Below are 19,068 nucleotides of genomic sequence, written 5' to 3' on the forward strand. Positions count from 1 at the left end.
GGTCGGGGTGGGGGCACGCGGCGTATCCATCGGGCGCTCTGCCCGCCCCCATCCCAGCCTTCCCCCGGAGGGGGAAGGAGCAACACGCAAGCCGCACATCGACGCGAGCATGGATCAGCCCAGCATGGGTGCGTGGCCGAGCGGCCACGGGTTGGCATCGTCCATTGCGAGCCATTGGCGTGCGAGCGGTGCGCCGTCTTCCTGCCATGCACCGCGCGCGAGCGCCTGCTCGAGCGAAAAGATGTGCTCCATGTGACCGCCGAGCGCCTCGTAGTCGTCGCGCCGCATGCTGAACTCGATGGGCGCGACGATGGCTGGCGTGGGCACGGTGCCGAAGCTGTTGTCGGGCATGCGCATGACATCGGCCATCACGGTGATGCCGCCGCCAGGCCACACGTAGGCCGGCGCGCCGCCGCAGGTGACGTTGACCAGCGCGCGCTTGATGGCCCGCGTGAGCAGCACCGGGTTTTCGGTGACGCCCGCGCGCAGGCTGCCACCGGCGCCGCCGAGGAACAGCACGGTGCACAGCGAAGGCTCGCAGTTCTCGCCGATGCGATCGACGATGCGCTTCACTTCGGGCGGCATCGGCTGTTCGACGGGCTTGAGCGCATCGTCGAGCACGTACCACTGCGCGTGCTCGCCGGTGGTCGAGGTCATCAGCAGGCGCAGGCCGGGCCGCGCCACGCCCTCTTCCCAGCCCTCGATGATCGCCAGCGGATCGGCGATGTCGGTGCCGCCCCAGCCGTTGCCCGGATTCGCCACCTGGAAGTAGCGCCCCGGCGTCGACTTGCGCCCCAGCATCTGGATGCCCGAGGGCGCCATGTCGAGGCAGCGGCCGGCCTGGTGCTCGGTGAGCACGCCGGTGATGTGGTCGTCGACCACCACCACCTCGTCGGCCACGCCCGCGAACTGGCGCGCGAAGATGCCGACCGCCGCCGAGCCGCAGCCCACGCGCATGCGCTGCTCTTCCACGCCGTTGACGATGGGCGCCCTACCGGCCTGAATGACAAGGGTGGAGCCGCCGTCGATGGTGCACTCCACGGCCTTCTTGTTGCCCAGCAGCTGCATCAGCTCGGCCGTCATGCGGCCTTCTTTCTTGCTGCCGCCGGTGAGGTGGTGCACGCCGCCCAGCGAGAGCATCTGCGAGCCGTACTCGGCCGTGGTGACGTGGCCCACGACCTCGCCGCGGTAGCGCACGTTGGCCTGCTCGGAGCCGAGGAAGCGGTCGGTGTCGATCTTCACCTTGAAGCTGCAGTAGCTGAAGATGCCTTCGGTGACGACGGTGACCATGTCGACGCCCTGGGCTTTGGAAGCCACGATGAAGGGCGCGGGCTTGTAGTCGGGGTAGGTGGTGGACGAGCCCACGCCGGTGACGAAGACTTCGTCGGCGTGCAGCAGGTCGCCGTTCCAGTCGGGGGCCTGCGCCGTGGCGGGCTCGGCGCCCGGGCGATCAAAAGGCACCAGCGCCGGCGCCTCGCTCTCGATCGTTCGGCGCAGCAGCACCACCGGATCGACGCGCACCAGCACGCCGTCGCGATTGGCGTAGCGGTCGCAGGCGCCGGTGCGGCCGTCGGAGATCTGGCACAGCACCGGGCAGGCGTTGCACTCGACCTTGGCAGTGCTCATGCGCTCGTTGCGCGGCGGCGCCTTGCCGAAGGCGCCGCCGCCGGCTTCGGCCACCACGGGCATGTCCATGCCGGGGAGGCCATCTGTCTTGGTGTGTTCTGTCATCGGGGCGATCTCGTGGGCGTTTCGGTGATGTGCGGGGGCAAATCCTGGCTGCCGGGGTTTGCAACAAACGTGCCGTCAGCCCGCTTGTGCACCGACTTCCGTTTGTGTAGCATTCCCTACACTTTCATGTTGCGTTCACTACATTCGCAGTCAATGTAGCAAACGGGCCCGATGCTTGCAATGGTGTTTTCTCGCGCTGTCCGTCGGGGTTTTTCCGACCAACGACAATGGAGGGTTCGCAGCCGGCCGGCGGCCGCATGCCCCAAGGGCGTGCATCCCGGCCCAGCCACCTTCCACTGTTCCAACCAACTCTTGAGTTCCGTATGAGTGCATTCAGCGAAGAACGCGTCCTGAGCGTCCACCACTGGACCGACCGCCTGTTCACCTTCACCACCACGCGCGACCCGGCGCTGCGCTTCTCGAACGGTCATTTCACAATGATCGGCCTGAAGGTCAACAACAAGCCCCTGCTGCGCGCCTACAGCATCGTGAGCCCGAACTACGAGGAGCATCTCGAGTTCCTGAGTATCAAGGTGGAAGAAGGCCCGCTCACCTCGAAGCTGCAGCACATCCAGGTGGGCGACACCGTCATCGTGGGCCGCAAGCCCACCGGCACGCTGCTGATCGACTACACGCTGCCGGCCAAGCGCCTGTACCTGTTCGGCACCGGCACCGGCCTGGCACCGTTCATGAGCATCATCCGCGACCCCGACACCTACGAGAAGTTCGAGCAGGTCATTCTGGTGCACGGCGTGCGCCAGGTCGACGAGCTGGCCTACCACGACCTCGTGATCGACCACCTGCCCAAGCACGAGTTCCTGGGCGAGATGGTTGCCAAGCAGCTGCTCTACTACCCGACGGTCACGCGCGAGGAGTTCCGCAACCAAGGCCGCATCACCGACCTCATCGAGAGCAACAAGCTCACCGACGACCTCGGCCTGCCCCCGCTCAACGTCGAGGAAGACCGCGTCATGCTGTGCGGCAGCCCCGGCCTGCTGGTCGACCTGAAGCACATCCTCGAAAAGCGCGGCTTCAAGGAAGGCAACACCTCGACGCCCGGCGACTTCGTCGTAGAGCGCGCGTTCGCCGAAAAATAAGCAGGGCGCCGCGCGCAATGGCCGACAACCGCACCGCCGCCAAGCCCCAGCGCCGCACCGGCGTGCGCGAGGCCGCGGCGCAGGCCACGCGCGACAGCATCCTGAAATCGGCGACCAAGGTGTTCGCCCGATACGGCTACGACGGCGGCAGCGTGGAGAAGATCTCCAAGGCCGCGAAGTCGTATGACCGGATGATCTACTACTACTTCGGCAGCAAGGAAGGCCTGTTCATCGCGGTGCTCGAGGGCATCTACCAGCGCATGGACGATGCCGAGGCCGCCATTGCGCTCGACGCCTCGCGGCCGGTGGAGGCGTTCACCGAAGTGATCCGCTTCGTGCTGGGCTACTACCGCAAGAACCCCGAGTTCGTCACGCTGCTGAACACCGAGAACCTGCACAAGGGGCGGCACATCTCGAAGTCGCTGCGCGCGCGCGAGTATTCGTCGCGGGCGGTGGCGATCATTGCGGAGATCCTCGCCAGTGGCGCGGCGCAGGGCCTGTTCCGCAAGGACCTGGTGGCGCGCGACATCTACCTGCTGATAGCGTCCACCGGCTATTTCTACACCTCCAACCGGCACACGCTCACCGCCTTCCTCGGCGAGCCGATGGAGTCGCCGGAGGCCGTCGCGCACTGGGAAGACTTCGTGATCGAGACGCTGCTGCGCACGGTGCGCGCGGACGAGCCGCAAGACAACACATCACCCCACGAGGACACATCGAAATGGCAGAAATCGCAGCCGGCGGCAAGTCGGGCAAGGTCGTCATCAAGAACATAGGGCTGCTGCTCTCGGGCGACATCGACAAGCCCATCCTCGACGCCGACACCATCGTGGTGAACGACGGCCTGATCGTGGCGGTCGGCAAAGAGAAAGACTGCGACCTCGAAGGCGCGCAGACCGTGATCGACGCACGCAAGACCTGCGTGGCACCCGGCCTGATCGACAGCCACGTGCATCCGGTGTTCGGCGACTGGACGCCGCGCCAGGGCCAGATCGGCTGGATCGACTCGACCATGCACGGCGGCGTGACGACGATGATTTCCGCCGGCGAAGTGCACCTGCCCGGCCGCCCCAAGGACATCGTCGGACTGAAGGCGCTGGCCATCACCGCGCAACGCGCCTTCGACAACTTCCGCCCCGGCGGCGTGAAGGTGCTCGCCGGTGCACCCGTCATCGAGAAGGGCATGGTCGAGAGCGACTTCAAGGAACTCGCCGAGGCAGGCGTGGGCCTGCTGGGCGAAGTGGGACTGGGCTCGGTCAAGGCCGGCTACGAGGCCAAGGAAATGGTGGCCTGGGCGCGCAAGTACGGCATCCAGAGCACGATCCACACGGGCGGCCCGTCGATCCCGGGCTCGGGCCTGATCGACAAGGACGTGGTGCTCGAAGCCGACGCCGACATCATCGGCCACATCAACGGCGGCCACACCTCGCTGCCCGAGGCGCATGTGTGCGAGCTGTGCGAGAAGAGCTCGCGCGCGATCGAGATCGTGCACAACGGCAACGAGAAGGTGGCCATCGCGGCGGCCAGGGCGGCGCTGGAGCTGAAGTGCCCGCACCGCGTGATCCTCGGCACCGACGGGCCGGCCGGCTCGGGCGTGCAGCCGCTGGGCATCCTGCGCATGGTGGCGATGCTGTCGTCCATCGCGAACATCCCGGCCGAGCTGGTGTTCTGCTTCGCGACCGGCAACACGGCGAAGATCCGCAAGCTCAACTGCGGGCTGATCGAAGTGGGCCGCGATGCCGACTTCGTGTTCATGGACCGCGCGCAGCATTCGCCCGCACCGGGCCTGCTCGAAAGCGTCCAGCTCGGCGACATTCCGGGCGTGGGCATGGTGATGATCGACGGCATCGTGCGCTGCGGCCGCAGCCGCAACACGCCGCCCGCGACCGAAATTCCGGTCGTCGTTTCCGGCGCGCACTGAGCGCGCCGTGCCGGCGGCTTCAGCCGCCGCGGTGCGAGCGAAAGACCAGGTAGCGCGCCGACAGGAAGTTGGCGCTCATGCCGGCGAGGCTGCCCAGCGCCACGCCCAGGGCCGCGGCCCAGCGCCCGTCGACCCAGTGCAGCGTCAGCACGTAGGCGCCATAGTTCAGCACTGCGCCGGCGGCCATGGTCGCCAGGTAGCCCAGATATTCGCGCCAGAGGGAACGGCCGGCCGCTGCGCTGGCCGCGAAGGTGTAGCGGCGGTTGAAGGCCCAGGTGGTGGTCGCCGCCGCAAGGAACGACACCACGCGCGCCGCATACCAGCCCAGCAGCGGCGCCAGCAGGTACAGCACGACCACGTCGACCACGAGCCCGATCACGCCGACGGCGGCGAACGAGAGGAACTCGCGTGCGATCTTCATCGCGAGGTGCGTGAAGCGCGGGTCGCCTGCTCGCGCACGCCCGGAATCGCGAGATAGCGCAGCCGCTTGGCCTCCCGCCGCCCCAGCGTGATGGCCTGCATGACGACGCCGCACACGAAGGACAGCATGGCCGCCAGCATCGCGCCCGTGGCCAGCACCGCCGTGGGGAGCCGGGGCACCAGGCCGGTGTGCATGTAGGTCATGACGAGCGGCAGGACCAGTGCGATCGACATCAGCACGAGCAGCCCCCCGATGATCGAGAAGAACTGCAGCGGCCGCTCGCTCACGAACAGCTTGCAGATGGTCTTCAGGATGCGCCAGCCGTCGCGGTAGGTCGAGAGCTTGCTGACGGAGCCTTCGGGGCGCGTGCTGTAGGCGGTGCCTTCCTCTGCATAGGGCATGCGCAGTTCGAGCGCGTGCACGGTGAGCTCGGTCTCGGTCTCGAAGCCCCGCGACAGCGCCGGGAACGACTTGGCATAGCGCCGCGAGAACACGCGGTAGCCCGAGAGCATGTCACTGAGGCCACCTCCGAACAGCTGCGCCACGGCGCCCGTGAGCATGCGGTTGCCGAGGCGGTGGCCGGTGCGGTAGGTGTGCGCGTCCTGGCCGTCGTCCACACGGCTGCCGACCACCATGTCGAGGTTGTCGTTCACCAGCCGGTCGATGAGCCGGCGCGCGGCGCCGGCGTCGTAGGTGGCATCGCCGTCGACCATCACGTACACGTCGGCCTCGACGTCGGCGAACATGCGCCGCACCACGTTGCCCTTGCCGCGCAGGGCCACGTGGGTGACGACGGCGCCGGCCGCGCGCGCCACGGCGGCCGTGTCGTCGCTGGAGTTGTTGTCGAAGACGTGGATCTCGGCCTCGGGCAGCGCGGCGCGAAAGCCCGCGACCACCTGGGCGATGGCCAGCGCCTCGTTGTAGCAGGGGATGACCGCGGCAATGCGCAGGCCGGTGTTGCCTGGAACGGCGAGGGAATCGGTGTCGGTCATGGTGCGGCGGGAAGGATACGGTAGACCCGGCTGCCGTCTTTCTCGTACTCCACGGCGAAGTACTTGTCGAAATCGATGCGCGCGCTGAACACGGGCACCACGGAGTCCGGCAGGACCACCGCGGTGAAGCCCATGTCGCCGAGCTTGCGCGCGAGATCGCCGCCAGACAGGCGTCCGAAGTCGGTGTAGCGCCACGGCCCGAGCGTGTCGCCCCAGATGGGGTTGGGGCCGTAGTAGATCGCCTCGTTCAGCGCGATCTGGTAGACGCGGCCGGTGGCGTTGCGGCGCAGGTAGTCCATCACGGCGTAGCCCGGCACGTGCCGGCGCAGCACGGCCTCGCGAGCCTCGGGCGTGATCGAAACCATCGCGACCTTGGCGGCGGTCTGGCGCACCGAGACGGCGGCCAGCACGGCCAGCAGCAGCACGGCCACCCAGTCGCCCACGCGGGCCGGCGTGCGCCGCGTGACGGCAGCAGGCGGCGCGTCCTGCGCCGTGTTCCTGGCGCCGAACATGCGGCGAACGCCCGAGACGATCCAGCCGAACAGCACCTGCCAGCCGATCGCCGCGATCGCGGCCAGCAGCGGGAACGAGGCCGTCAGGTAGCGCGGATAGCGCGAGGTCACGACCCAGACGGCCACCGAATACAGGCAGAACCAGCCGGCTGCACGCACCGCCGCCGAACGCTTCCACCACACGCTGAACGGCGCGAAGAACACGGACCAGATCAGCGCGTTGGGCAGCTCGGCGTGCACGCGCACGTCGGCCACCTGCTGCACGTAGTCGGCCGGTGTCCACTCGGTGAAGCCGAACACGCGCGCGCCGATGGGGTTGAACGGGTCGCCCGTCATGATGGCGTTGCGCGCATACCAGTACACGCACGGAACCAGGAAGCAGGCGAACACCAGCGCCCAGGCCCGGGGCCGGCGCTCGTGCCGGATGACGAACACCGCCACCAGCGGCAGGAAGATCAACGCCTGGTACTTCGAGCCAGCGGCCACGCCGAGGCAGAACGCGGCCACGCCGAGCCAGCGCATGCCGCCGTGCACGGACTTGCCGGGCTCCGATTCGCGCCACCACCACAGCGCCACGCAGGCCGACAGCACGAACAGCGCCACGCCCATGTCGATCAGCGCGTTGGAGTAATCGCCGAGCCCCAGCCAGATGGCCGCGCCGATGCAGGCGGTGAGCCGGTTGGCGTGCAGGATGCCCAGGCGATAGACCATCACCACCGACAACGCACCCGCCAGCGCATTGAGGAAGTGCGGCAGCACGTCGTCGCCGAACTGCAGCGCGGCGGCGTAGAGCAGGTTGTAGTTGTACGGGAACCAGGGATAGCGCAGCCAGTCGTGGATGCCCAGCGAGCCCTGCTGTGCGACCTGGCGCGCGTACGGCAGGTGGTACATCAGTTCGTCGAAGGCAATCGGCGGCACGAGCGGCGCCACCAGCGCGGGCAGCGCGACCAGGGCCAGCGCAATCAGCGCGATGCGCTCGACGTAGGTCCACGGCGCGGCGGGTTCGTTCGCGCGCAAGGCGCGCCGCTCGCGCAGCCACGACGGAAGCTGGAGCGCAGCGGCCACCACGCCTGCCACCACGAGCGCCACGGTCGCGCCGGCCTTGAAAGCACCGAAGATGGCCAGCGCCTGGAAGGCACAGATGTACAGGCCGACCCCGAGCGCGACGGCCATGGCCGCTTCGAGCCCCGCATCGCGGCGCGGCGGCGGGGCCAGGCGGCCCAGCAGCGCGCGGCCGAAGCCCCAGCAGCCGATCACGAAGATCGACAAGGCCGCGTAATGCGCGGCTGCAAACATCAGCTTCTGAATAACAACTCCCGGCGCCGGGCGGCCGCGCCGGCCGGCAGGTTCAAAGATTGGGCGCCAGCAGACGCTCGAGATAGGACTCGCTCTCCTTGCGCCGCGCGGCCTGGTCCTGCAGCTGGTCGTGACCGATCTTGCCGACGTTGAAGTACGTCGAATCGGGGTGACTCAGGTAGAAACCACTCACGCTGGCGGCGGGCATCATAGCGAGGCTTTCCGTCAGGGTCATGCCAATGTCCGCGCAACCCAGAAGGTCGAACATCGGGCCCTTCACGCTGTGGTCCGGGCAGGCCGGGTAGCCGGGCGCGGGGCGGATGCCGCGGTATTTCTCCGCGATCATGTCGTCGTTGCTCAGGCTCTCGTTGCTCGCGTAGCCCCAGAGGTCGGTGCGCACCCGGTGGTGCAGCGACTCGGCGAAGGCCTCGGCCAATCGGTCGGCCAAAGCCTTGAGCATGATGGCGGAGTAGTCGTCGAGATCATCGACGAAGTACTTCTCTTTTTTCTCGACGCCCAGGCCGGCCGTGACGGCGAACATGCCGACGTAGTCCTTCACGCCGCTGTCCTTCGGCGCCACGAAGTCGGCGAGGCAGCGGCTCGGGCGCATCACGCCGTCGATCACCTGCTTCTCGGTCTGCTGGCGCATGCCGTACCAGGTGAGCGCGACTTCGCTGCGCGTCTCGTCGGTGTAGAGCTCGATGTCGTCGTCGTTCACCGTGTTGGCGGGCCAGAAACCGACCACGCCGCTGGCGCTGAGCCAGCGGCCTTCGATCAGGCGCTTGAGCATGCGCTGGCCGTCGGCGTACACGCGCACGGCCTCGGTGCCGACGATCTCGTCCTTCAGGATGGCGGGGAACGGGCCGGCCAGGTCCCAGGTCTGGAAGAACGGGCCCCAGTCGATGTACTTGGCCAGCTCGGTGAGGTCGAAGTTCTTGAACACGCGCCGGCCGATGAACTTGGGCACCGGCGGCAGGTAGTTCGCGAAATCGACGGGCGTCTTGTTGGCGCGCGCCTTCGCGAGGGGCCACATGGGCACCTGCTTCTTGTTGGCGTGCTGCTGGCGCACCTTGTCGTAGTCGGCGTTGATCTCGTCGATGTAGGCGGTGGCCTGATCGCTCAGGAGCGACTGCGCCACGCTCACGCTGCGCGAGGCGTCGGGCACGTAGACCACGGGGCCTTCGTAGTGCGGCGCGATCTTCACGGCCGTGTGCACGCGGCTGGTGGTGGCGCCGCCGATCAGAAGCGGAATCTTCTTGATGCGGAAGTGGTCGTCCTTCTGCATCTCGCCGGCCACGTACTGCATCTCTTCGAGGCTCGGCGTGATCAGGCCCGACAGGCCCACGATGTCCGCACCCTCGACCTTCGCCTTCGCAAGAATTTCGTGGCACGGGACCATCACGCCCATGTTCACCACTTCGAAGTTGTTGCACTGGAGCACGACGGTCACGATGTTCTTGCCGATGTCGTGCACGTCGCCCTTCACGGTGGCGATGATGATCTTGCCCTTGGTGCGCACGTCGCGGCCCGCGGCCTCGTCCTGGCGCTTTTCTTCCTCGATGTAGGGAATGAGGTGGGCCACGGCCGACTTCATGACGCGGGCGGACTTCACCACCTGCGGCAGGAACATCTTGCCCTGGCCGAACAGGTCGCCCACGATGTTCATGCCGTCCATCAGCGGCCCTTCGATCACGTGCAGCGGGCGGCCGCCCTTGGCCAGAATGGCCTGATAGGCCTCCTCGGTGTCTTCGACGATGAAGTCGGTGATGCCGTGCACCATGGCGTGCGACAGGCGCTGGTTGACCGGCACCGGGTTCTCCGGCGTGCCGCGCCATTCGAGCTTCTTGCTGTCGTCTTTCGCGCCGCTCTTGGCGGTCTCGGCCACCTCGACGAGGCGCTCGCCAGCGTCGGGACGGCGGTTCAGCACCACGTCCTCGACGCGCTCGCGCAGCTCGGGTTCGAGGTCGTCGTACACGCCCACCATGCCGGCGTTGACGATGCCCATGTCCATGCCCGCCTGGATGGCGTGGTACAGGAACACGGTGTGGATCGCCTCGCGCACCGGGTCGTTGCCGCGGAAGCTGAAGCTCACGTTGCTCACGCCGCCCGAGACCTTGGCGCCCGGCAGGTTCTGCTTGATCCAGCGCACGGCGTTGATGAAGTCGACCGCGTAGTTGTCGTGCTCCTCGATGCCGGTGGCAATCGCGAAAATGTTGGGGTCGAAGATGATGTCCTCGGGCGGGAAGCCCACCTCGTCCACCAGGATGCGGTAGGCGCGCTCGCAGATCTCGATCTTGCGTTCGTAGGTGTCGGCCTGGCCCTTCTCGTCGAAGGCCATGACCACGGCGGCGGCGCCGTAGCGCTTCACGAGCTTGGCCTCGTGCTTGAACTTGTCGACCCCCTCCTTCATGGAGATGGAGTTGACGATGCCCTTGCCCTGGATGCAGCGCAGGCCGGCCTCGATGACCTCCCACTTCGAGCTGTCGACCATCACCGGCACGCGCGCGATGTCGGGCTCGCTGGCGATGAGGTTGAGGAAGCGCACCATCGCCGCCTTGCTGTCGAGCATGGCCTCGTCCATGTTGATGTCGATCACCTGCGCGCCGTTCTCGACCTGCTGGCGCGCCACGGCCAGGGCTTCTTCGAACTGGCCGTTCAGGATCATCCGCGCGAAGGCCTTGGAGCCGGTGACGTTGGTGCGCTCGCCGATGTTGACGAACAGCGTGCCCGCGCCGATGGCGACCGGTTCGAGGCCGGACAGCTTCATGGGCGGGGGAACAACGGGGGCGGAATCGGGGGTAGCTGGAGCGGGAATCTGGGACATGGCCTCACCTGCGGAAGAGTCGGACAGGCGAGCGTCGTTGTCGCCCCAAGCCTGACGGCCGGCCTGCGAGGCCCGCCGCTGCAACGCTCCTTGGGAAGTGGTGCATTTTAGGTCGATTCAACCGGCCAAGGTAAAAGCCCCCGTTTCCGCTCCCGCCCGCCGGCTCAGGCGGGTTGCGCCTCGCCCATGGCCGAAGCCGGCAGGCCGAACACGCGATCGAAAGCCCAGTTGAAGACGAAGGTGTAGACCAGGAAAAACACCACCAGCCCCAGGTCCATCACCAGCGCCTGCCAGAGCGACACGCCCAGGCCCCAGGCGAACATCGGCACCAGGAAGGCGATCAGCCCGCCCTCGAAGCCGATGGCATGGGCGACGCGGCGGCGCACGCTGCGCCCGCGCACGGCCTGGCGCGACTCCCAGCGCTCGAAGAGCGCGTTGAAGACCAGGTTCCAGATCACCGCGATGACCGAGGCGGCCACCGCCAGCACGCCGGAATGGCCCAGGCCGGCGTCCGTCATCAAGGCCAGCCCGGCGCTGGCGGCGACGATGGCGATGCCTTCGTAAAGGGTGATGTAGACGATGCGACGCTGAATGCCCTGCATGACGCTTTTCTCCTGGTTCGTGGCTGCGATGTCTGGACTTTATGTGTCACCCGCTGATATAAAAAGTTAACTTGTTTCAGTTTTATTGAAAGATCGGGCGCCATGGCCTTCTCCAGCGACAACATCGAAGTCTTCCTGGCCGTGATCGACCACGGTTCTTTCTCTGCCGCGGCGCGGGCGCTGCGCAAGGTGCCATCGGCGGTCAGCATGGCCATCGCCAACCTCGAGGCCGAACTCGCCCTGCCGCTGTTCGACCGCAGCGGCCGCGAGCCCCAGCCCACGGCCGCGGCACGTTCGCTGGAGCCTCAGGCGCGGCTGCTGGCGGCACAACTCGGGCAGCTCCAGGTGCAGGCGCTGGCGCTGACCCAGGGGCTGGAAGACCGGCTCACGCTGGCCATCGCGCCCGAACTGCTGGCCGCGCCCTGGAGCGGCCCGCTGGCCGAACTGGCACGCGAACACCCGCTGCTGCAGGTGGAGGTGCTGGCGGCCCCGCAAGCGGATGCATTGGCGCTGCTGCACAGCGGTCGCGCGCAGCTGGCGCTGGTGTTCGAGCGCCCGAGCCTCGACGGCCGCGAAGGCTTCCAGGAAGTCGGCAGCGACCTGATGGTGGCTGTGATGGCGCCCGACCACCCGGTGCTGCTCGCGGCGCCGGGCGGCCGGCTGCGTGAGGAGCACCTGACGAACACCCGGCAGATCGTCGTGGCCGGCCGCGACCTCGCCAACAGCGATCCGCGCTTCGTGTTCGCGCGCCACGTCTGGCGCACCGACAACGCGCTGGCCGCGCTGAGCCTGATCACCGCCGGGCTGGGCTGGGGCTGGCTGCCACGCAATTTCGCGCGGCCGCACGTGGCGGCCGGGGCGCTGGTCGAGATTCCGTTCGAGAACCTCAGCAACGGGCTGGACCTGTGGGTGGACGTCGTATGGTCACGTGAGCGCCCACTTGGGCTGGGAGCCCAGCGCTTCGTGGCGCTGATAGGGAAAGACCGGGTAGCCCCCGGCGAGTGCAGCCCCAAGACCGGCGGAAACTAGCTGCCGGCCTCTTCAGCGGTCGTGGCCGCGGCCGCCGCCATGGCCACCGCCATGACCACCCCCGTGCCCGTCGCCATGGCCACCCCCGCCATGACCGCCACCCCCGTGCGGTCGTCCGCCGCCACCACCGGGATGCGAATGCGGCATGCCAGGCGCCGGCCCCGGACGGAAGCTCGGCTGCGGCCGCGGCGGCCTGATGCCGGGGTCCGGCGGCGGACGGAATCCAGGGCCCGATGGCCGGAACCCGGGGCCAGGCTGCCAGGGACGCGGCTGCCACGCCGGCCTGGCTGGCGGCGGCGGACGCCAGCCCGCCACGGGTGGCGGTGGGCGGCCGCCCCACCAGCGCCGCTCGCCGTACCACGGCCGGTCGCGGTAGTAGCTGGCCCAGTAGCTGCCGATCGCGAAGCTGATGATCGGCACGCCGATCACCGCGCCGTAGGTCGCCAGCGGCACGCGCCGCTCCTGGTAGGCGTAGTCGAGGCTGCGCGACCACACCCAGCCGCGCCCGCCGTCGGGCAGCACCACGTCGCACCAGCCATAGCCGCTGGTGCAGCCGATCACGTCGAGCGGCTGGCCGGGCCCGAGCCGCGCCACCAGCGGATAGTCGCCCGAGGGGCCGGCGCGCAGGTTGACCGTGCCGCGGGTGAAGGCCTGCTGCGCCGCGGCCGCAAGCGGCAGGATCAGGGCAAGCGCGCCGATGCCGATCCAGCGTCGTGGGGCGAGTGTGTTCATGGCGGGCTCCTGTTCTTGTGCCAGCCAGCCTAGGCCGGGGCAGGAGCGCCTGTCAATCGGCCGGAGGCGCGATCAGGCAGCCTCGCGGTAGAAACCCGCGTTGTGGCTGCCCAGTGCGCGGCCCGCGACCGGCGCAACCGCCTTGCCGATGGCCGCGATGTGGTCCGGCGTGGTGCCGCAGCAGCCGCCCACGATGTTCACCAGCCCTTCGGCCGCGAACTCGTGCAGCAGGCGCGAGGTGACGTCGGGCGTCTCGTCGAAGCCGGTTTCGCTCATCGGATTGGGCAGGCCCGCGTTCGGATAGCAGCTGATGAAGGTGTCGCCCGCCACCTTCGACAGTTCCTGGATGTAGGGCCGCATCAGCGCCGCGCCCAGCGCGCAGTTCAGGCCGATGGCCAGCGGCTGCGCGTGGCGCACGCTGTGCCAGAAGGCGGTGACGGTCTGCCCGCTGAGGATGCGGCCGGAGGCATCGGTCACCGTGCCGCTGATGATCAGCGGCAGGCGCTGGCCGCTGTTGTCGAAATACTCGTCGACCGCGAACAGCGCGGCCTTGGCGTTGAGCGTGTCGAAGATGGTCTCGACCAGGATCACGTCGGCGCCGCCCTCGACCAGCGCTTCGGTCTGCTCGTAGTAGGCCGCGCGCAGTGCTTCGAAATCGACGTTGCGCGCGCCCGGGTCGTTCACGTCGGGGCTGATGCTCGCCGTCTTGGGGGTCGGGCCGAGGGCGCCGGCCACGAAGCGCGGCTTGTCCGGCGTGCTGAACTTGTCGCAGGCCGCGCGCGCCAGCCTGGCGGATTCGAGGTTCATCTCGCGCGCGAGGTGAGCCATCTTGTAGTCCTCCTGCGCGATGGTGGTCGCACCGAAGGTGTTGGTCTCGATCAGGTCGGCGCCGGCCGCGAGGTAGCCCTCGTGGATGTCGCGGATCACGTCGGGGCGCGTGAGCGAGAGCAGCTCGTTGTTGCCCTTCACGTCGCGCTCGAAGTCCTTGAAGCGCTCCCCGCGGTACTGCGCCTCGGTGAGCTTGAAGCGCTGGATCATCGTGCCCATCGCGCCGTCGAGGATCGCGATGCGTTGCGCGAGGATGCCGGGCAGTGCCTGGCCGCGGGTGTAGGTGAGGGGCTTCGTCATTCCCGCGATTGTAAAAACCCCGGCCTGGCCCGGCTCCCGGGCGGGTCTTGGCGGGCCCGGCCGCAGGGGCGCTAGTCCGACCCGCCCGCAATCTCGGTCAGCGCCTGCACGAAGCGCGCGTTCTCCTCGTCGGTGCCCACCGACACCCGGATGAAGGTCTCGAAGCCCGGCTCCTTCCAGGGCTTGACGATGATCCCGCGCGCCAGCAGCGCCTCGTTGACCGGCCCGTTCGGCCGTGCGAGGTCGACGAACAGGAAGTTGGCCGCCGAGGGCGCGATGCGCAGGCCCCGAAGGACCGACTGCGCGAGCGTGCGAAGCTGCGCCGCCAGCACCTCGCGCTGCCGCACGGTGCGCTCCACCGCCCGCGCCATGTGAGGCTCGTCGCCCCAGGCCGCCAGCGCCGCGGCCTGCGCCGCGAGGTTCACGTTGAAGGGCGTGCGCACCCGGTCGAGCAGCTGCACCAGCGCCTCGTCGGAAGCGATGCCGTAGCCCACCCGCAGGCCCGCGAGCGCCCATGCCTTCGAGAAGGTGCGCAGCACGATCCACGGACGGCCTGCGGCTGCGTCGGCCCCCTCCCACGCGCGCAGCGTCGAAAGCACGTCGGGATAGCCGGGCGCCAGCCGCGCGTACTCGTGGTACGCCTCGTCCACCACCAGCAGCGTGCCCGCCGGCACCGCCGCGAGCAGGCGCGCGAAGTCGCCGGCATCGAACATGCAGCCGACCGGGTTCGAGGGATTGGCCAGCATCACCATCTTGGGTCCGCGCGCCAGCGCCGCGCACCAGGCATCGAGGTCGAAGCCGAGCGCCGGCGTGAGCGCCAGCAGCTCGACCTGTGCGCCCATCATGCGCGGGTAGATCTCGTGCAACCCGAAGGCGGGGCGCTGCGTGAGCACGCGGTCGCCTGGCGAGAGCAGCGCCTGGCACAGCATCTGGAGGATGTCCTCGGAGCCGTTGCCGATCACCACCTGCGCGGGCTGCGCACCCGTGCGCCCGGCGATCGCGGCGCGCAGCGCGGTGCAGTTGGCGTCGGGGTAGGTGCCAGCACGCGCGGCCAGATCGACCAGGGCGCGCGCCACAGCGGGGCTGGCGCCGTACGGGTTCTCGTTGCTCGCGAGCCGCGCGATCTCGGTGGCGCCGTAGCGCGCGCGCACGGCGTCCGAGGACAGGCCCGCGTTGTAGGGCGGCAGCGGCGGCACTTCGGGGCGTGCGAGGGCGTGGATGGCGGTTGTGTTCACAGGTCGAATACCTTGCCGGGATGGAGCGGGTGAAGGAAATCGAGTGCCTGGCCGGGCGCAGCGAGAAAGTCCGGTGCGTTCACCCGCGGCGGCCTTCGACGAAACCGAGCACCGCCTCCAGCATCCTGCGCACATGCGGTTGCACGCCCGCCGCCACCTCGGGCAGGTAGTCGAACGGCAACTGCTCCTGCATGTAGCTCGACTGCGTCATCTCCAGCTGCACCGCGTGCACGCCGCCGGCCGGATTCCCGTACTGGCGCGTGATGTGGCCGCCCGTGAAGCGGCCGTTGAGCACGCCGGTGTAGCCCGTGGCCGATTTCGCGATGCCGAGCAGCGTTTCGGCCAGCGCCGGGTCACAGCTCGCGCCGTTGGCGGTGCCGAGGTTCAGGTCGGGCAGCTTGCCCTCGAAGAAGCGCGGCAGCACCGAGCGGATCGAGTGCGCGTCCCACAGCGCGATGGTGCCGTGCGCGGCCTTCAGGCGGTCGAGCTCGGCCCGCAGCTGCCGGTGGTACGGCACCCAGATCGCATCGCGGCGCGCGGCGACTTCGTCGTCGTCCGGCACGTCGGCAGGGTTGGCGTAGACCGGCGTGTCGTCGAAGGTGTCGACGGGGCACAGGCCGGTGACGCTCTGGCCCGGGTACAGGCTCGCGCCGTCCGGCGGACGGTTCAGGTCGACCACGTAGCGCGAGTGCGTGGCCGCGAGCACCGAGGCGCCCAGTTCATCGGCGAAGTCGTAGAGCCGTTCGAGGTGCCAGTCGGTGTCGGGCACGTGGCGCGCTTCGTCGGTGAAGCGGGCGGCGAGCGCGGGCGGCACGTGGGTGCCGACGTGCGGCATCGAGATCAGCAGCGGGCGTGTGCCCTGGCGGAAGCGGAAGGCGGGTTCGGTGGTCGTGAAGGCCATGGGAATTCAGTCCTTGAGAAGTTGGGTGCGCGCGGCCACGAAGGCGGCCGCGGCGTCGTCATGCAGCGTGTGGCGTCCGGCCGCCACACGCGCGCGGCCCGCGGCCCAGACGCTGTCGATGGCGGAGGTGCGGTGGCTCGCGAAAACGTGGGCCGAGAGCATGTCGGGCGCCGACAGGCCCTGCAGCGCGAGGTGCGCGGCATCGAGCACGACGAAGTCGGCCTGCTGCCCCACGGCCAGCCCGCCGACGGCACGGCCCGAGGCTTGCGCCCCGCCCTGCACCGCCTCGAGCGTGAACGCGGTCGCGACATGCGGCTGCACCGCGCTCGCGCCGACGTTGCGCTGCCGCCGCGACAGGCGCTGGCCGTATTCGAGCATCAGCAGTTCTTCGGCCGCGTTGACGCTGGCGTGGCTGTCGGAGCCCACGCCCCACGCGCCGCCATGGCTGCGCCACTGGGGAAAGTCGAAGATGCCGTCGCCCAGATTGGCCTCGGTCGTCGGGCAGAGGCCCGCGACCGCGCCGCTCTTGGCGGCGTACTCGTACTCGGCGGCGTTCATGTGCGTTGCATGGACAAGGCACCAGCGCGCATCGACCGGTGCATGGTCAAGCAGCCACTCGACCGGGCGCAACCCGCTCCACTCCACGCAGTCGTCCACTTCCTTCGTCTGCTCGGCGATGTGGATGTGGATGGGGGCGGTGCGGTCGATGGCTTCGAGCCCCGCGATCGCATCGCGCAGCGCCTCGGGCGGCACGGCGCGCAGCGAGTGCGGCGCCATGCCGAGCCGAGCCCCCTGTTCGTCGCACGCTGGCTTCAATGCGTCGAGCAGGCGCAGCATCGAGTCGGTCGACCTGATGAAGCGGCGCTGCCCTTCCGTGGGCGGCACGTCGCCGAAGCCGCCGGTCTGGTAGAGCACCGGCAGCAGCGTGAAGCCGATGCCGGCCTTGCGCGCAGCACGCAGCAGCGCAAGGCTCAGGGTCGCGTCGTCGGCATAGGGGCGGCCGTCGGCGTCGTGGTGCACGTACTGGAACTCGCACACGCTCGTGTAGCCGGCTTCGAGCATCTCGGCATAGAGCCAGGTCGCGATGGCTTCCATGTGCTGCGGGCCGAGGCGTGCGGCAAAGCGGTACATCAGCGTGCGCCAGCTCCAGAAGCTGTCGTGCTGCTCGGCGCGGTGCTCGGTCAGGCCCGCGAAGGCGCGCTGGAAGGCGTGCGAATGCAGGTTGGGCATGCCGGGGATCAGCGGGCCTTTGACAGTTTGCGCGTCGGCGGGGCGTTGCGCGCCGGCCTGCACCTGCGTGAGCCGGCCGGCGTCGTTCCATGCCAGCAGGACGTTCTTCGCCCAGCCTTCGGGCAGCAGCGCGTCGGCTGCGAAAAGCGTTTGTGTCATGCCTGGACTCCTGCCGCGATGCGGCCTTGGCGCACCACGGTGCGCACGGGTTGCTGGCCGAACCAGTACGCCAGCTCGGCCGCCTCGCGCACGTTCCACAACACGAAGTTGGCGGGCATGCCTTCGGCGATCGCGCCGTGCGTGGCCTGCAGGCCCAGCGCACGCGCCGCATGCCGCGTGATGCCGGCCAGTGCCTCGGGCACCGTCAGCCGAAACAGCGTGCAGGCCATGTTCGCCATCAGCAGCAGGCTCAATGCCGGCGAGGTGCCGGGGTTGTGGTCGGTGGACACGGCCATCGGCACGCCGGCGGCGCGCAGCGCGTCGATCGGCGGCAGGTGCGTGTCGCGCAGGGTGTAGTAGGCGCCGGGCAGCAGCACGGCCACGGTGCCCGACCGGCGCATCGCCTCGATGCCGTCGGCCGACAGGTGTTCGATGTGGTCGCACGACAGCGCACCGTAGCGCGCGGCCAATGCCGCGCCGCCCATGTCCGACAGCTGCTCGGCATGCAGCTTCACCGGCAGGCCCAACGCCTGCGCGGCCTGGAAGACCTGCTCGGTTTCCGCGAGCGAAAAGGCGATGCGCTCGCAGAACACGTCGACCGCATCGACCAGCCCCTCGGCCGCGAGCGCCGGCAGCATCTCGCGGCAGACGAGGTCGATGTAGTCGCCGCTGCGGTTCGCGTATTCGGGCGGCAACGCATGCGCGCCGAGGAAGGTGGTGCGCACCGTCACGCCATAGGCTTCGCCCAGCCGCCGTGCCACGCGCAGCTGCTTGCGCTCGTGTTCCAGCGACAGCCCGTAGCCCGACTTGATCTCGATGGCGCAGACGCCATCGGCCAGCAGCTGTTCGAGCCGCGGCGCGGCCTGTGCGAAGAGCGTGTCCTCATCGGCCTCGCGCGTGGCGCGCACCGACGACACGATGCCACCGCCGGCCTTGGCCACTTCTTCGTACGTGGCGCCTGCGAGCCGCATCGCGAATTCGTTGGCGCGCTGGCCGCCGTAGACGAGGTGCGTGTGGCAATCGACGAGGCCGGGCGTGACGAGCGCTCCGCCGCCGTCGTGGGTGGGCAGTGCCGCAAATTCGGCCGGCAGCGCGTCGCGTGCGCCGGCCCAGCGGATCGCGCCCTGAATGACCACGATGGCGGCCTCGACGCCGTCTTCCAGCGCCACGCCGGGTGCGGCATCGGGCGCAAGGCGCAGGCCGGTCCAGAGGCCGTCGGCCGAGGGATATTCGCTGACAGGTTTCATCATCGTCATCT

Annotated in this window: 16 protein-coding genes and 1 riboswitch; of the genes, 4 read left to right on the top strand and 12 right to left on the bottom strand. The window is 68.9% G+C overall.

Annotated elements, in window-relative coordinates; translation table 11 throughout:
- Positions 1-114: 114 nt before the first annotated feature.
- On the bottom strand, positions 115-1,731 hold the full coding sequence (locus PMI12_RS10460) for a hypothetical protein (RefSeq protein ID WP_007831888.1): 1,617 nt from the start codon (positions 1,729-1,731) through the stop codon (positions 115-117).
- Positions 1,732-2,054: 323 nt separating this feature from the next.
- Between PMI12_RS10460 and PMI12_RS10465 the strand changes: the two genes are divergently transcribed.
- The 3 genes from PMI12_RS10465 to PMI12_RS10475 are packed head-to-tail and all read left to right on the top strand — an operon-like array spanning position 2,055 to position 4,749.
- Complete coding sequence (locus tag PMI12_RS10465) at positions 2,055-2,828, top strand: ferredoxin--NADP reductase (RefSeq protein ID WP_007831891.1); 774 nt, start codon at positions 2,055-2,057, stop codon at positions 2,826-2,828.
- A gap of 17 nt (positions 2,829-2,845) precedes the next feature.
- Positions 2,846-3,604: a TetR family transcriptional regulator gene (locus PMI12_RS10470; protein ID WP_007831892.1), complete on the top strand. Its 759-nt coding sequence runs from the start codon at positions 2,846-2,848 to the stop codon at positions 3,602-3,604.
- Positions 3,550-4,749, top strand: a complete 1,200-nt coding sequence (locus tag PMI12_RS10475) for an amidohydrolase family protein (protein WP_007831894.1) — start codon at positions 3,550-3,552, stop codon at positions 4,747-4,749. The genes PMI12_RS10470 and PMI12_RS10475 overlap by 55 nt, the downstream gene beginning before the upstream one ends.
- 19 nt (positions 4,750-4,768) lie before the next feature.
- Here PMI12_RS10475 and PMI12_RS10480 read toward each other — a convergent pair whose 3' ends face one another.
- The 5 genes from PMI12_RS10480 to PMI12_RS10500 form a co-directional block, all read right to left on the bottom strand.
- Entirely contained in the window at positions 4,769-5,170 is a 402-nt protein-coding gene (locus PMI12_RS10480) for a GtrA family protein (protein WP_007831902.1), read from the bottom strand.
- On the bottom strand, positions 5,167-6,162 hold the full coding sequence (locus tag PMI12_RS10485) for a glycosyltransferase family 2 protein (protein WP_007831903.1): 996 nt from the start codon (positions 6,160-6,162) through the stop codon (positions 5,167-5,169). Before PMI12_RS10485 ends, PMI12_RS10480 begins: the two co-directional genes overlap by 4 nt.
- Positions 6,159-7,970: an ArnT family glycosyltransferase gene (locus PMI12_RS10490; RefSeq protein WP_007831904.1), complete on the bottom strand. Its 1,812-nt coding sequence runs from the start codon at positions 7,968-7,970 to the stop codon at positions 6,159-6,161. Before PMI12_RS10490 ends, PMI12_RS10485 begins: the two co-directional genes overlap by 4 nt.
- A 52-nt stretch (positions 7,971-8,022) precedes the next feature.
- Positions 8,023-10,737 (bottom strand): methionine synthase, encoded by a 2,715-nt coding sequence (metH, locus tag PMI12_RS10495; RefSeq protein WP_237726068.1) that lies wholly within the window; start codon positions 10,735-10,737, stop codon positions 8,023-8,025.
- A 79-nt stretch (positions 10,738-10,816) separates the two neighbouring features.
- A riboswitch (S-adenosyl-L-homocysteine riboswitch) is annotated at positions 10,817-10,892 on the bottom strand.
- 66 nt (positions 10,893-10,958) lie between these two features.
- Entirely contained in the window at positions 10,959-11,396 is a 438-nt protein-coding gene (locus PMI12_RS10500) for a PACE efflux transporter (protein ID WP_007831914.1), read from the bottom strand.
- A gap of 102 nt (positions 11,397-11,498) precedes the next feature.
- Between PMI12_RS10500 and PMI12_RS10505 the strand changes: the two genes are divergently transcribed.
- Positions 11,499-12,425, top strand: coding sequence for a LysR family transcriptional regulator (locus tag PMI12_RS10505; protein WP_007831915.1), 927 nt, complete (start codon positions 11,499-11,501; stop codon positions 12,423-12,425).
- Positions 12,426-12,437: 12 nt separating this feature from the next.
- On the opposite strand, the gene PMI12_RS10510 is transcribed toward PMI12_RS10505, so the two are convergent.
- The 6 genes from PMI12_RS10510 to hutI all read right to left on the bottom strand — a co-directional run bounded on the left by PMI12_RS10510 (position 12,438) and on the right by hutI (position 19,057).
- Complete coding sequence (locus tag PMI12_RS10510) at positions 12,438-13,157, bottom strand: SH3 domain-containing protein (RefSeq protein WP_007831923.1); 720 nt, start codon at positions 13,155-13,157, stop codon at positions 12,438-12,440.
- Positions 13,158-13,229: 72 nt separating this feature from the next.
- Positions 13,230-14,285 carry a homocysteine S-methyltransferase family protein gene (locus PMI12_RS10515; protein WP_007831925.1) on the bottom strand — a complete coding sequence of 352 codons (1,056 nt, stop codon included), beginning with the start codon at positions 14,283-14,285 and terminating at the stop codon, positions 13,230-13,232.
- A 71-nt stretch (positions 14,286-14,356) separates the two neighbouring features.
- On the bottom strand, positions 14,357-15,520 hold the full coding sequence (locus tag PMI12_RS10520; RefSeq protein WP_007831926.1) for a histidinol-phosphate transaminase: 1,164 nt from the start codon (positions 15,518-15,520) through the stop codon (positions 14,357-14,359).
- Positions 15,521-15,599: 79 nt separating this feature from the next.
- A complete protein-coding gene (gene hutG / locus PMI12_RS10525) occupies positions 15,600-16,421 on the bottom strand; it encodes an N-formylglutamate deformylase (RefSeq protein WP_007831927.1) in 822 nt (273 codons plus the stop codon).
- 6 nt (positions 16,422-16,427) lie between these two features.
- Positions 16,428-17,810: a formimidoylglutamate deiminase gene (locus PMI12_RS10530; RefSeq protein WP_007831928.1), complete on the bottom strand. Its 1,383-nt coding sequence runs from the start codon at positions 17,808-17,810 to the stop codon at positions 16,428-16,430.
- Positions 17,807-19,057 carry an imidazolonepropionase gene (hutI, locus tag PMI12_RS10535; protein ID WP_042673177.1) on the bottom strand — a complete coding sequence of 417 codons (1,251 nt, stop codon included), beginning with the start codon at positions 19,055-19,057 and terminating at the stop codon, positions 17,807-17,809. Before hutI ends, PMI12_RS10530 begins: the two co-directional genes overlap by 4 nt.
- Positions 19,058-19,068 lie beyond the last annotated feature (11 nt).

Source organism: Variovorax sp. CF313, assembly GCF_000282635.1.
In the GTDB taxonomy this organism is placed as follows: domain Bacteria; phylum Pseudomonadota; class Gammaproteobacteria; order Burkholderiales; family Burkholderiaceae_C; genus Variovorax.

What these genes read in the sequence shown, in the direction of transcription:
- PMI12_RS10460 (WP_007831888.1), bottom strand. Translation starts at nt 1,731, where the DNA reads ATGACAGAACACACCAAGACAGATGGCCTCCCCGGCATGGACATGCCC.
- PMI12_RS10465 (WP_007831891.1), top strand. Translation starts at nt 2,055, where the DNA reads ATGAGTGCATTCAGCGAAGAACGCGTCCTGAGCGTCCACCACTGGACC.
- PMI12_RS10470 (WP_007831892.1), top strand. Translation starts at nt 2,846, where the DNA reads ATGGCCGACAACCGCACCGCCGCCAAGCCCCAGCGCCGCACCGGCGTG.
- PMI12_RS10475 (WP_007831894.1), top strand. Translation starts at nt 3,550, where the DNA reads ATGGCAGAAATCGCAGCCGGCGGCAAGTCGGGCAAGGTCGTCATCAAG.
- PMI12_RS10480 (WP_007831902.1), bottom strand. Translation starts at nt 5,170, where the DNA reads ATGAAGATCGCACGCGAGTTCCTCTCGTTCGCCGCCGTCGGCGTGATC.
- PMI12_RS10485 (WP_007831903.1), bottom strand. Translation starts at nt 6,162, where the DNA reads ATGACCGACACCGATTCCCTCGCCGTTCCAGGCAACACCGGCCTGCGC.
- PMI12_RS10490 (WP_007831904.1), bottom strand. Translation starts at nt 7,970, where the DNA reads ATGTTTGCAGCCGCGCATTACGCGGCCTTGTCGATCTTCGTGATCGGC.
- metH (WP_237726068.1), bottom strand. Translation starts at nt 10,737, where the DNA reads ATGAAGCTGTCCGGCCTCGAACCGGTCGCCATCGGCGCGGGCACGCTG.
- PMI12_RS10500 (WP_007831914.1), bottom strand. Translation starts at nt 11,396, where the DNA reads ATGCAGGGCATTCAGCGTCGCATCGTCTACATCACCCTTTACGAAGGC.
- PMI12_RS10505 (WP_007831915.1), top strand. Translation starts at nt 11,499, where the DNA reads ATGGCCTTCTCCAGCGACAACATCGAAGTCTTCCTGGCCGTGATCGAC.
- PMI12_RS10510 (WP_007831923.1), bottom strand. Translation starts at nt 13,157, where the DNA reads ATGAACACACTCGCCCCACGACGCTGGATCGGCATCGGCGCGCTTGCC.
- PMI12_RS10515 (WP_007831925.1), bottom strand. Translation starts at nt 14,285, where the DNA reads ATGACGAAGCCCCTCACCTACACCCGCGGCCAGGCACTGCCCGGCATC.
- hutG (WP_007831927.1), bottom strand. Translation starts at nt 16,421, where the DNA reads ATGGCCTTCACGACCACCGAACCCGCCTTCCGCTTCCGCCAGGGCACA.
- PMI12_RS10530 (WP_007831928.1), bottom strand. Translation starts at nt 17,810, where the DNA reads ATGACACAAACGCTTTTCGCAGCCGACGCGCTGCTGCCCGAAGGCTGG.
- hutI (WP_042673177.1), bottom strand. Translation starts at nt 19,057, where the DNA reads ATGAAACCTGTCAGCGAATATCCCTCGGCCGACGGCCTCTGGACCGGC.